The following is a 13,102-nucleotide window of genomic DNA, read 5'->3' on the forward strand; positions in this document are numbered from 1 at the left end:
GCCCAATTCGAACGATCAGAAATACAGCGGGAGATCCCAGTCATGAACATCATGAATGTCGACTACAGCACCAAGATTCCGAACAACGTGAATCTGGCCGAGGATCGCCAGGTGCTCAAGGCGCTGGAGGGATGGCATCCCGGCTATCTCGATTGGTGGAACGACATGGGGCCTGAAGGTTTTCAGGAATCCCTCGTTTATTTGCGCACCGCGATATCAGTCGATCCCAAAGGCTGGGCGAAGTTTGACTATGTGAAGATGCCTGAATATCGCTGGGGCGTGTTGCTGGCGCCGCAGGACACTGAGCGCAAGGTGAATTTCGGACGACATATGGGCGAGCCTGCCTGGCAGGAAGTCCCCGGCGAATATCGCGCGATGCTCCGCCGTCTCGTTGTGATCCAGGGCGATACCGAACCGGCCTCGGTCGAGCAGCAGCGTCATCTCGGCCAGACCGCGCCGTCGCTCTACGACTTGCGCAACCTGTTCCAGGTCAATGTGGAGGAGGGCCGCCATCTCTGGGCGATGGTCTATCTGCTGCAGAAATATTTCGGTCGCGACGGCCGCGAGGAGGCCGACGATCTTCTGCGTCGCCGCTCAGGCGATGCCGATGCGCCGCGCATGCTCGGTGCATTCAACGAGGCCACACCGGACTGGCTGTCCTTCTTCATGTTCACCTTCTTCACCGACCGCGACGGCAAGATGCAGTTGGAGAGTCTCGCCCAATCCGGCTTCGACCCGCTGTCGCGCACCTGCCGCTTCATGCTGACGGAGGAAGCGCATCATATGTTCGTTGGCGAGACCGGCGTCGGCCGCGTGCTGCAGCGAACCTGCGAAGCGATGAAGGCGGCGGGGATCGAGGATCCTATTGCCATCGAAAAAATTCGTGCGCTCGGTGTGATCGATCTGCCGACCATGCAGAAGAAGATCAACCTGCATTATTCGCTGTCGCTCGATCTGTTCGGCTCCGAAGTATCCACAAATGCCGCGAATTTCTACAATTCCGGTCTGAAGGGCCGCTTCCAGGAGACGAAGATCGAGGATGATCACCAGCTCACCAACGACATCTATCAGGTCCTGAAATTCGTCGATGGCGAAATCAAGCTGGTCGATGAACCGGCGCTGACCGCGCTCAATATGCGCCTGCGGGACGATTACACCGCGGACTGCGCCAAGGGAGTTGAGCGCTGGAACAAGATCATCGAGAAGGCCGGCGTCAATTTCCGTTTCGATTTGCCGCACACCGCATTCCATCGCCAGATCGGTGAATTCCGCGATGTGAACGCTTCGCCGAAGGGCATCATCATGAGCGATGCCGCCTGGGCGAAAGCCAGGAACGACTATCTGCCGTCCGTTGACGACGGTGATTTCATCGCGTCGTTGATGACGCCGGTCAGTGAGCCCGGCAAGTTCGCCAGCTGGATATCGGCGCCGAAGGTCGGCATCGACAACAAGCCGGGCGATTTCGAATACGTGAAGATTGCGGCCTAAAAGGAGTACACGCGGCGGAAGGATTTCCAGCTTCCTTCCGCCGCTGTCAGTCCTCGATGGCACGCGCGGGATTTGCCATGAACGCCCCTTTCAAACAGCACCTGATTGATCCGGAAATCTGCATCAGGTGTAACACCTGCGAGGAGAGCTGCCCGGTCGATGCGGTAACGCATGATGACAACAACTACGTCGTCAACGCAGAGATCTGCAATTACTGCATGGATTGCATCTCGCCGTGTCCGACCGGCGCGATCGACAACTGGCGCGTCGTGGCGGCGCCGTATTCGCTCGACGAGCAGTTCTCCTGGAGTGACCTGCCGGCGCAGGAGGAGATCGCGGACAATAGCGCCGGTGCGGGCGCCATCGAGGCACTCGAGGATGAGATCGGCGCGTTGCTCGAAGAAGCACGCAAGGGGCTGGGCGGAAAGCCCGTCGCGCCGCTGTCATCGAGCAAGGCATCGGTCAATCTTTATAACCGCGGCAAGCCTGCGCTGGCCACGGTGACCGGCAATTTCCGGCTAACCCACGCGACGGCCGACTCCGACGTGCGCCATATCATCCTGGATTTCGGCGAGCAGCCGTTTCCCATCCTCGAAGGCCAGAGCATCGGCATTGTCGTGCCGGGCCTGGGCGCGGACGGCAAGCCGCATCAGGTGCGGCTCTATTCGATCGCGAGTTCGCGCGATGGCGAGAAGCCGAACACCAACAATCTCGCGCTGACCGTGAAACGTGAGTCCGGCGGGCTGTGTTCGAATTACCTGTGCGATCTGCCGCGTGGCGCAAAGGTCGAAGTTACCGGGCCGTTCGGCGCCACCTTCCTGCTGCCGAACGATCCTTCGGCGAATGTTCTCATGGTCTGCACTGGCACGGGCTCTGCGCCATTCCGCGGCTTCACGGAGCGCCGCCGGCGCGCGATGCCTGGCGCGCCCGGGCGGCTGCTCCTGTTCTTCGGTGCGCGCCGCCCCGAGGAACTGCCCTATTTCGGTCCGTTGCAAAAGGTCCCGGAGGAGTTGCTGGGCAAGCACTTCTGCTATTCGCGCGTGCCGGGCGAGCCACGGATCTATGTGCAGGATCGTATCCGCAGCGAAGCTGCTGCGATCACGTCGCTGCTGCGCGACGCGCAGACCCACGTCTATATCTGCGGGTTGAAAGGCATGGAAAGCGGCGTTGAAGAGGCCTTCGCCGATATTTGCCGCGCCGCGTCGATGGATTGGTCGGATCTGAAAGCGGCGATGCGCGGCGGTGGAAGATATCACGTCGAGACTTACTGATCGATGTTGCATCGATCCGAGCCGGCAACGACCGTTTCGATTGGACAGCCCGAATAAGAACAAAGACGGGTACGCTATGGGGGAGAAAAGCGATGGTTCTGGACCGCGACAATGCGGCTAGCTCAGGCAGTCCATTTTTTCTGACGCCGTCGGTTGACGCAGAACAGCGATCCGACGGTACGATCCTTCTGCGATCCGATACAGCACTGCGCCCCTATGCGCGTTGTGTCGGGGACTGGCTCGAACATTGGGCACAACAGGCGCCGGAGCGGATCTTTCTGGCGGAGCGGTCCAGTCCGGATGTGCCTTGGGTGACGCTGAGTTATGCCGAGACGCTTCGGCGTGTGCGTGGCGCGGCTAGCTGGATTCTTGCACAGGAGATGAGTGCGCAGCGGCCCCTCGCAGTGCTATCGGACAACGGCATCGAGCATGCGGTTCTGGCCCTGGCAGCGATGCATGTCGGTGTGCCCGTCGCTGCGATTTCCCGGGCCTATTCGCTGATGTCGAAGGATTTCGAAAAGCTGCGTGGCGCGATTCAACTTCTAGATCCCGGTGCCATCTACGTCTCGGACTCGCAACAGTTCGGTCCGGCCCTCGCTGCGATCGCCCCGTTTCACACTGCTGCCATCATCGGCGGTGGCGCGACCGCCGGAGAGGCGTGGTCATATGCTGATGTGGTCACGACGCCGGTAAGCGCAGCCATCTATCATGCCTTTGCAGCGGTCGATGCCGATACGATCGCGAAATTCCTGTTCACGTCGGGATCGACCGGCGCGCCGAAGGCGGTCATCAATACCCAGCGCATGCTGACCTCGAGCCAGCAGGCCAAGGCACAGACCTGGCCGTTTCTCGAAACTCAGCAGAGCGAACTCGTCCTTCTCGACTGGCTGCCCTGGAGCCATACCTTCGGCGGAAATCACAATTTCAATATGGTGCTGCGCAACGGCGGAACGCTGTACATTGACAGCGGCAAGCCCGCACCGGGATTGTTCGCGACGTCGATCGCCAATCTGCGCAGCATCATGCCGACGATCTATTTCAACGTGCCGCGTGGCTTCGACATGCTTATTGCAGCCCTGCGGAAGGACGATGGGTTGCGACAGCGTTTCTTCAGCGAGGTGAAGTTCGTCTTCTATGCCGGTGCGGCTCTGCCGCAGAGCACATGGTCCGCGCTGGAGACACTTTCCATCGAGACAATCGGGCATCCGTTGCCGATGGTTTCCGCCTGGGGATCGACGGAAACATCGCCACTCGCGACCGATTGTCATTTTCAGGCGCCGCGATCAGGCAATATCGGCGTGCCGATTCCCGGTACGGAGCTGAAGCTCGTGCCATCGGACGGCAAGTTCGAGGTGCGGGTGCGTGGGCCCAATGTGACCCCGGGCTACTGGAAGGCGCCGGACCTCACCGCGAAAGCTTTTGATGCGGACGGCTTCTATCTGATCGGCGATGCCGTTGCATTTGCAGATCCGGCTCATCCCGAGCAGGGCCTGCTGTTCGACGGGCGCATCGCCGAGGATTTCAAGCTGACATCAGGCACATGGGTCAACGTCGGAACGCTGCGCGTGGCAGGAATCTCCGCATTGGCGCCGCTGGTTCAGGACATTGTCGTGGCCGGCCATGGCGGTGAGGATGTGCGTTTCCTTCTTGTTCCCAATCTGGCTGCCTGCCGCGCGGTGTCCGGCCTGCCGGATTCAGCGAGCATCGATGCCGTGCTTGGCTGCGAAAATGTGCGTTCGTCCATAGGGGAAGGGCTCGCAAGACTGAAGGCGGCAGGCGGAGGGTCTTCCACCTATGCAACTTGCGCGCTGTTGCTGGCAGAGCCGCTATCTGTCGATGGCAGCGAGATTACTGACAAGGGCTACGTCAACCAGCGTGCCGTTCTGGCGCGCCGTGCAGCCGACGTCGAAGAGCTGAACAGAGGGGTCTCAGGCCGCTTGATAATCTGCGCGAGTGTCGAGCAATACGCCCGTCATGCCTAGGACGTTCAGAATCCGAATGATGCTTCGGGATTAAAAAATATCGCGTTGGTGGAAGGCATCAGGTCGAGCGACCACACGCAAGACTCTGCCGATGCGATCAACTGTCACATGCCGTGTCATGTCGTCGTCGCACACTAGCGCGGCCGCCGTGGTCAAATATGGCGCTCTTCCCCAGAGCACATGGACCGGCGCGAGGGCATTCGCGCGCTCCACGAGGTCGCCTTTCCCTCCAGGAGGCGACCTCGTTTGTTTCTGATGAACGGCCCATGCGGAGTGTTTGCGGAACGTGTCTGATCCGCATGCGTGTTAAGTGGCACGGAGTTCTACTCCCGGTGCAGACCGAACTCCGGCATTCTTCTCATACAGTGAGATTTCACGCGACACACACGGCAACTCCCGGCGCTGCACGTCGCTGCATCATTCTGGTCTATCGGGGCCGAGCGAAGAACCGTTGATGCGACGGATCGGAAAAATTTGAAATCCTATTCCGCCGATCGCTCGAACTATGAAGTTTCTTCTCAGGCAAACTGAGTATGATGACCGCGATCCGCAATCGGATTGCGCGGTCCCGATGCTATCGTTCCGTCAAGCACATCGACTGGACAGAGCGAGCAATAGTAATGCGGACGATTGGTTTGATTGGTGGAATGAGCTGGGAAAGTACTGCTGTTTACTATCGCCGGCTGAATGAGCAAGTCCGCGCCGAGCTCGGTGGGCTCCACTCCGCGGATATTCTGATGCGTTCGATCAACTTCGACGCGATTGTCAGCTTGCAGAAACAAGGGCGTTGGGACGAGGCCTGTCAGGTTCTCGCTGACATCGCACGCGATCTGGAAGGAGGCGGTGCTGGTTGCATTCTGATCTGCACGAATACAATGCACAAGCTTGCCGACGAAGTGCAGCAAGCAGTGTCGATCCCGCTTCTTCACATTGCCGACGTTACCGGCGCTGCCGTGAAGGCTGCAGGGCTGCAGCGGCCGCTACTTCTGGCAACGCGCTACACGATGGAACAGGACTTCTATGTGACGCGATTGCGCGAGGGGTTCGGGCTAGATCCCGTTATTCCCGCTGAGGCCGATCGTGTGTTCATTCACGACATCATCTTCGATGAACTATGCCAAGGCGTTGTTCGCGAGGATTCACGCCGTCTCTATCTCGATGCGATTGCACGAGGAAAAGAGCGTGGCGCTGACGGCGTAATTCTTGGTTGTACCGAGATCTGTCTCCTGGTCGGCCCCGAGCACATCGATCTTCCAGTCTTCGATTCAACGATGCTGCATGCAGATGCGGCGCTGGCTTTTTCAATGTCGAAAGAAGAGCCGCGACCACGTGCTGCTTGACTCCATCGTGATTAATGTTCGGGCTGGCACCAATCTTGCTGGGCTCACCAACTTGGAAGGCGACGAGGTTTTCGTATGAGTGATATGCGTACTGCGCAACGTAAGATCTCGCCTGTCCTCGATCACGTCGTCATTAACGTGATGGGCCAGCTTAATGAGGCTGCTGCACAATATGTTCGCCTCGGCTTCCAGTTGACGGAGCGCGGTCACCATACGCTCGGCTCCAGCAACAACCTTGCGATCTTCGGCACGAACTATCTCGAATTGCTCGGCTATCTGCCAGGGCGTGAAACGATGCGTGCAGATCTCTGGACGCATCCGCCGGGATTGAGCGGTCTGGTTTTCAAGTCGGTCGATGCCGATCTGGTCTATGCGACGTTGAAGGACAATGCCGTTCCCGTCATGGAGCCAATGAGCTTTGCGCGGCCGGTCGAATTGCCGGGCGGCGCCCAAGACGCGCGTTTCAAGGTCATCCGCGTGGCGGGCGAGGAGGTGCAGAATGGGCGCACTTTCTTCTGCCATCACGATACGCCGGAGCTGGTTTGGCGCCCCGAATGGCAGACGCATGCCAATGGTGCCACTGAAATCGTCGAATTTGTCATCGCCTCGCAGCAGCCGGCGCGAACTGCAGCGCTCTATGAACGCATGTTCGGCGCACTGCTCCTGACGCCGACGGATGGCGGCTTTTCGTTCAGCGCAGGTGCCGCGACGATCTTCGTACTCGATCCTGTAGCCGTCGCGGATCGCTACGTCGGGGCTGCGCTGGTCAGCCCGGATGGCACTGACCGCATGGTCGCGCTGGTGTTCAAGGTCGCGTCGCTCGACACGCCGCGCGCCGTATTCGATGCGGCCGGCGTTTCCTTCAAGCCCTATGCTGACGGCATCATCGTGTCGCATGCCGACGCAGCCAATGTCGCTCTGGGGTTCACGGCGTGATGGTAGCGCTCCACAATGATTTCACCCGGAGTTTTGCGCTCGACTATGACGGCGCGCGCGTGAAGTTTCGCAACGCTACGAATGACGTTGGCGCTGCGTTGACCACCTACACCCATCCGGCGCTGAAGGGCCCGAATGGCCAGGATCTGTGCATCGATGTGGCGCGGCTCGGCGATCCGCGCGCAGCTTCGCAACTGGTGATCCTCAGCGGTACGCACGGCCTAGAAGGCCTCAGCGGTTCGGCGGCGCAGATCGGTTGGATGCAGAGCAATTTTGCACGCGCCCTTCCGCGCGGCGTGTCGGTTCTCTTCGTCCACGCGATCAATCCCTACGGCTTTGCCTGGGGTACGCGGACCACTGAAAACAATGTCGATCTCAATCGCAACTTCATCGATTTCGCCGCTCCCCGCCCGGCCAATCCGGGCTATGCGAAGCTATATCCGCATCTCCTTCCGGACGACTGGACGCCGGCAGCTCTGCAGATCTACGTCGACGCCGTGGAAGCCTTCAAGGACGCGCATGGGGATGACGGTCTGTTCGACACGCTGGCGCGGGGGCAGTACGACTTCCCGGATGGCTCCAATTATGGTGGCTCCGGGCGCGAGTGGTCCAATCTGACTCTGGAGACCGTGGTTGCCGATCATCTCGGTGCGGCCGAGCACGTCGGCTTCATCGATTGGCATACTGGCATCGGCGATTTCGGCGAGTCCTTCTTTCTGTGCTTCAACCCTGAAGGTAGTGCGCTTCATGCGGAAGCCGTGCGCTGGTGGGGGCGTGAACGGATCGTCGGCCAGAAGCCGAACAATTTTGCGCGGCCCAATTATCAGGGGCTCGTGTTTCACGGCATGACCAGATTCCTCGGCGCGCGATCGATGGTCGGCGCAGTGATCGAATTCGGTACGCGTGGCACCAAGGTTCGCCGCGCCTTGCAGCTCGATCTCTGGCTGAAGTTCAAGGCCGAGAAAGACAGCGAGCGCGTTCGCATGCTGCGCGCAGACCTGCACGATTGCTTCGTGCCCGTGTCGTCGCACTGGCGTGAAGAGACCACCGAACAAGCCATTTCCATCACTCAACAGGCGGTGGAAGGGCTGGCAAGCTGGTCTCTCTCCGCCGCAGCCTGAACCAACGGAGCGAGATAGATCATGCGAGCAGTTGTCCTTCACGAACACGGCGATAACGATAAGCTGCAATTCACGGCGGATTATCCGACGCCGAAGGCCGGCGAGGGCGACGCTGTCATCCGCGTGCGAGCATCGTCGATCAACTATCACGACGTTTTCACCCGCCGGGGTATGCCCGGCATCAAGGTGCCGCTGCCTGTCATCATTGGCCTCGACGTGGTCGGTGAGATCACCGAGCTTGGCGCGGGCGTCACCGGCTGGAATATCGGTGATCGCGTGCTGATCGATCCCGTCAACCGCGTCGAAGGCGGCCTGATGGGCGAGACCCAGGATGGCGGTCTCGCCGAATTCTGCCGCGCCAAGGCGCATCAGCTCGTCAAGATTCCGGAAGGTGTCAGCTTTGAGCAGGCGGCCGCGCTGCCGGTCGCCTATGGCACCGCAATTCGCATGATGAACACCATCGGCCAGATCAAGGCCGGCGAGAAGGTTCTGATTCTTGGCGCCAGCGGCGGCGTCGGCGTGTGCTGTGTCCAGCTCGCCAAGCTGGCCGGCGCCTACGTGATCGCCTGTGCCGGCAGCGAGGAGAAGGGCAAGCGGCTCACGGAGCTCGGCGCGGACGAGATCATCCTCTACACGCAGTCCGACTTCATGAAGACGATCTATGAGCGCCACGGCAAGCCACATCGCAGGCGCTTCGTCGAAGGCGGTGGCGTCGATGTCGTCGTCAACTTCACCGGCGGCGATACCTGGGTCAAATCGCTGCGCTGTCTGAAGCTCGGCGGCCGCATTCTGACCTGCGGTGCCACGGCCGGCTATTCACCTGCTGAAGATCTTCGCTTCATTTGGACCTTCGAACTGGAGATCAAGGGCTCCAACGGCTGGGAACGTGACGATATCACAAAACTGTTCGATCTCGTCGCAGCCAAGAAGCTGCAGGTACTGATCGACAAGACCTATCCGCTGGAAGAAGCGAGGGAAGCTGTGCGCGTTATTGAGGACCGTGCGGTATTCGGCAAAGTCGTGGTGACGCCGTGAGCAAGCCCGACGTCAAAACGCTGACGGCCCCTGAGATTCAGCAAATGCTGGACGTGTCGCCGTTCAACCTGTTCCTCGGCCTTGAGGTGATCAAGGCCGATCCGGAAACGCAGGAAGTGACGATGCGGTCGCCGATGCGGCCGGAATTCGAACGCCGACCGGGCTCCAAGCAATGGCATGGCGGCGTCATTGCCTCGGTCATCGACACCGTCGGCGATTTCGCCGTCGGTATGATGGTCGGGCGCGGCCTTCCGACCGTGAACTTCCGGGTCGATTACCTGAAGCCGGCTGTCGATACCGCGTTGGTTGCTGTGTCGCGGGTGCGCCGTGCCGGCAAGAGCGTCGGCGTCGCTGACGTCGATGTGTTCGACGAAAAGGGGGCGCTGCTCGCCATCGGCCGCGGCACCTATTCGACGCTTGAAGCAAAATAATAGCAGGGCCGGGCAGCGCACGATGGCGGACCGGTTCCTGTCTGTAACAAAGGAAGAACAATGAGCGGTTTTAGCAGACGTGATTTTTTGATGACGACAGCCGGTGCTGCTTTGGCCTCCGGCTTTGCCGGTTCTTCCAAGGCGGCAACCGGGGCGCCGAAGCGCGGCGGCACGCTGGTCGGCACATGGGGCGGATTTGAGCCGCAATCGCTGTTCGTTCCAGCGGGTGGCGGCTCCAGTCCGTATTTCACGTCGACCAAGGTGTTCGAGCGGCTGATCCGCCTGACCGCCGATCTCAAATTCGAACCGGTGCTGGCTCTCGGGATCGAACCGGCAGAGGATTTCCGCAGCTACACGATCAAGCTGCGTCCGAACGTCACCTGGCATGATGGCAAGCCGCTGACCGCGGACGATCTGGTCTTCAATGCGATCCAATACTGGAAGCCAATCTCTGCCGGCGTCACACTCGATGCACTACAGACAGCGGAGGCCGTGGATCCGCTGACGGTGGTGCTGAAATTCAAGGTGCCGGTGCCGGAGTTCTTCCTGAAGTCGGTGCTGGCTGGCAAGGCGGGTCTTGTCATTCCCAAGCATATCTATGACGGGTCGAACATCATCACCAACCCGGTCAACAACACGCCGATCGGCACCGGTCCTTTCAAGGTCAAGGAGTGGGTGCGCGGCAGCCATGTCGAATATGTCCGCAATGACAGCTATTGGAATGCCGGCAAGCCCTATCTCGACAAGCTGGTTATCCGCTGGTGGCGAGATCCGGCGTCGCGGTCGGCCGCGTTCGAGGCCGGTCAGCTTGACATAGGCACATTCAATCCGATCCCTGCGCCGGACATCGCCCGCCTGACGGCAACCAAGAAGTTCGTTGCCGAGACCAAGGGCTATTCGAATTCGGCGTGGATCACGAGTGTCGAGTTCAACCAGCGTCGCGAGATCTTCAAGAAGCGCGAGGTGCGTCAGGCTCTGCTTCATGCGATCGACCGCAGCTTCATCGCGGATACGGTTTTCTTCGGTCGCGCGCGTCCCTCGCTTGGCGCGCTCCACTTCTCGAATTCGATCTTCTTCACCAAGGACGTCCAGGATTATCCGTTCGACGTCAAAAAGGCCGCGGCGTTGCTCGATGCCGCGGGTTATCCGGTGAAATCCGGCTCGCGCTTCAAGATGAGCCTGGTGTCGGCTGGGTGGTTCGAGGAAAATGTCAAGATCGGTCAGTACTTGAAGCAGGCCTTCGAGGACGTCGACATCACCGTCGATCTGGCTATCCCCGATCGCGCGACGTCGCTGAAGCGCATCTACACCGACTATGACTACGACGTCGCGGTGTCGAACAATTCAGCCAGTATCGAGCCGATCCCGCAGACAACGCAATATTACACGACCGACGGCATCGTGAAGGGGGCGGCCTTCCGCAACGCCACCGGCTATTCCAATCCGAAGATGGACGAGATCGTCAGCAAGATGGCGATCGAGACCGATGAGAAGAAGCGCGTATCGCTGGTGCACGAGTTCGACAAGCTCGCAGCGAGCGACGCGCCGGTCCTGCCGATGGTCGACCTTGAACCCGTGACGATCGCTCGTTCCGATGTCCGCGATCATTCGCTGACGGCGGACTTCATGGGCGAAAGCTGGGCCGAGGTCTGGCTGGACCGCTGAGAGCGGAGACGAATATGCGCCGCATCATCATCCGCAGGCTCGCGCAGATCATCCCGTTGATCTTTGCGGTGATCGTGATGAACTTCGTGCTGATCCATCTGGCGCCGGGGAGCCTGTTCGACGTCATGACGTCCGAACAGCAGATCACCGACCCGAAGATGCTGGATCAGTTACGACACACCTACGGCGTCGATCAGCCGGTGTCGGTACAGCTTGCCAAATATATCTGGTCGGTGATGCGGCTCGATCTCGGTTACTCCTACCGGCAGAATGCGCCGGTGTTCGACGTCATCATGCAGCAGTTGCCGGCGACGTTGATCCTGATGCTGGCGGCGATCGGAATTGCTTTGCTCGTGGGCGTCACGGCCGGCGTGCTGGCGTCGATCAAGGTCAACACGATCTGGGATAATCTGATCTCGCTCGGTGCGGTATTCTTCTTCGCTGCACCGAGCTTCTGGCTTGGCATCATGATGACGGTGATGTTCGCGGTTAAGCTAGGCTGGTTTCCGGTCGGCGGCATGCGCACCATTGGTGTGGACGAGAGCGCCATCGGCGCTGTGCTGGACGTCATGCATCATCTCGTCCTTCCCGCAACAGCACTAGGGCTTTTCTACGCAGCGACCTTCGCGCGCGTGATGCGGGCCTCAATGTTGGAGGTGGCCCGGTTGGATTTCGTACGAACGGCGCGTGCCAAAGGCCTGTCGGGCGGTCGCGTGGTTCTGGCACATGTGATGCGCAACGCGATGTTGCCGATCGTTACGCTGCTCGGATTGCAGCTTGGCACCATGCTTGGCGGCAGCGTCGTTATCGAAGCGGTCTTTAGTTGGCCCGGCATCGGCAGCCTGCTGTTCGACAGTGTGATGAGCCGTAATTTTCCCATGGTGCTCGGTGTGCTCGTCCTCGGTTCGCTACTGGTCGCTGTCTGCAACGCGACCGTCGATCTGCTGTATCTGCGGCTCGATCCCCGGATCAAGGCGAGGTAGATCATGCTGACATTGTTCTTCGATTTTGCCCGGCGCTTTGCCCGCAACCGCGCGGCGCTGGTCGGTCTGTTTCTCGTCCTGGTCGTCGTCGGTGTTGCTATTGCCGCGCCATGGTGGTTCCCGCGCAACCCGCTTCGTATTGTCGGGCGGCCGGAGATCTGGCCCTTCGTGTCGTCGCGTTATCCGCTTGGCACGGATTCTCTGGGCCGTGACATTGCAGCGATGATTGCCCACGGCGCCCGCACCACGCTTCTGATCGGCCTCTGCGCCAGTCTCACCGCGACCATCATCGGCATCACTGTTGGCGCCACTGCGGCCTATGTCGGCGGCTGGGTCGACGAGCTGTTGATGCGTCTGACAGAATTGTTCCAGACCATCCCGAACCTGATCTTCGTGCTGACCATCGTGTCGATCCTCGGGCAGAAGATCGAATATGTCACCATCGCAGTGGGCGTCGTGACCTGGACGCCGATCGCGCGGCTGACGCGTGCCGAGTTCATGTCGCTGCGCGATCGCGAATTCGTGCAGGCCTGCCGCGCCATGGGGATGGGCAGCCTGCGGATCATGTTCGGCGAGATACTGCCGAATGCATTGCCGCCGGTGATCGTGCTGTCATCACTGGTCGTTGCCGGAGCCGTTCTGTTCGAGTCCGCTGTGGCATTTCTCGGGCTCGGCGATCCTAATGTCACCAGTTGGGGACAGCTGATCGGGGACGGCCGGACGCTCATTCGCTCGTCCTGGTACATCTGCGCAGTGCCGGGTCTTGCGATCATGCTCACTGTGCTGGCGCTCAACCTTGTGGGCGATGGCCTCAACGATGCGCTTAACCCCAAGCTGCGGGACCGCTGAG

11 protein-coding genes are annotated in these 13,102 nt (G+C 60.2%); all 11 read left to right on the top strand.

The window, feature by feature from the left end:
- Nucleotides 1-42: 42 nt before the first annotated feature.
- Nucleotides 43-1,488 carry a benzoyl-CoA 2,3-epoxidase subunit BoxB gene (gene boxB / locus AB8A38_RS24960; protein ID WP_439087802.1) on the top strand — a complete coding sequence of 482 codons (1,446 nt, stop codon included), beginning with the start codon at nucleotides 43-45 and terminating at the stop codon, nucleotides 1,486-1,488.
- A gap of 77 nt (nucleotides 1,489-1,565) precedes the next feature.
- A complete protein-coding gene (boxA, locus tag AB8A38_RS24965) occupies nucleotides 1,566-2,759 on the top strand; it encodes a benzoyl-CoA 2,3-epoxidase subunit BoxA (protein ID WP_439087803.1) in 1,194 nt (397 codons plus the stop codon).
- Between the two features lie 92 nt (nucleotides 2,760-2,851).
- Complete coding sequence (locus tag AB8A38_RS24970) at nucleotides 2,852-4,741, top strand: feruloyl-CoA synthase (protein WP_439087804.1); 1,890 nt, start codon at nucleotides 2,852-2,854, stop codon at nucleotides 4,739-4,741.
- A gap of 620 nt (nucleotides 4,742-5,361) precedes the next feature.
- Nucleotides 5,362-6,081 carry an aspartate/glutamate racemase family protein gene (locus tag AB8A38_RS24975; RefSeq protein ID WP_068734729.1) on the top strand — a complete coding sequence of 240 codons (720 nt, stop codon included), beginning with the start codon at nucleotides 5,362-5,364 and terminating at the stop codon, nucleotides 6,079-6,081.
- Between the two features lie 75 nt (nucleotides 6,082-6,156).
- A complete protein-coding gene (locus AB8A38_RS24980; protein WP_439087805.1) occupies nucleotides 6,157-7,017 on the top strand; it encodes a VOC family protein in 861 nt (286 codons plus the stop codon).
- On the top strand, nucleotides 7,017-8,138 hold the full coding sequence (locus tag AB8A38_RS24985; protein WP_439088599.1) for a M14 family metallopeptidase: 1,122 nt from the start codon (nucleotides 7,017-7,019) through the stop codon (nucleotides 8,136-8,138). The genes AB8A38_RS24980 and AB8A38_RS24985 overlap by 1 nt, the downstream gene beginning before the upstream one ends.
- A 21-nt stretch (nucleotides 8,139-8,159) precedes the next feature.
- Nucleotides 8,160-9,173: a quinone oxidoreductase family protein gene (locus AB8A38_RS24990; protein WP_439087806.1), complete on the top strand. Its 1,014-nt coding sequence runs from the start codon at nucleotides 8,160-8,162 to the stop codon at nucleotides 9,171-9,173.
- Complete coding sequence (locus AB8A38_RS24995; protein WP_315843672.1) at nucleotides 9,170-9,604, top strand: PaaI family thioesterase; 435 nt, start codon at nucleotides 9,170-9,172, stop codon at nucleotides 9,602-9,604. Before AB8A38_RS24990 ends, AB8A38_RS24995 begins: the two co-directional genes overlap by 4 nt.
- Before the next feature lie 90 nt (nucleotides 9,605-9,694).
- The gene (locus AB8A38_RS25000; protein WP_439087807.1) at nucleotides 9,695-11,269 is read left to right on the top strand and encodes an ABC transporter substrate-binding protein; all 1,575 of its coding nucleotides are present in this window, start codon (nucleotides 9,695-9,697) and stop codon (nucleotides 11,267-11,269) included.
- Between the two features lie 14 nt (nucleotides 11,270-11,283).
- A complete protein-coding gene (locus AB8A38_RS25005; RefSeq protein ID WP_439087808.1) occupies nucleotides 11,284-12,252 on the top strand; it encodes an ABC transporter permease in 969 nt (322 codons plus the stop codon).
- Between the two features lie 3 nt (nucleotides 12,253-12,255).
- The gene (locus tag AB8A38_RS25010; RefSeq protein ID WP_439087809.1) at nucleotides 12,256-13,101 is read left to right on the top strand and encodes an ABC transporter permease; all 846 of its coding nucleotides are present in this window, start codon (nucleotides 12,256-12,258) and stop codon (nucleotides 13,099-13,101) included.
- Nucleotide 13,102 lies beyond the last annotated feature (1 nt).

This window comes from Tardiphaga sp. 839_C3_N1_4 (assembly GCF_051811045.1).
In the GTDB taxonomy this organism is placed as follows: Bacteria; Pseudomonadota; Alphaproteobacteria; order Rhizobiales; family Xanthobacteraceae; genus Tardiphaga.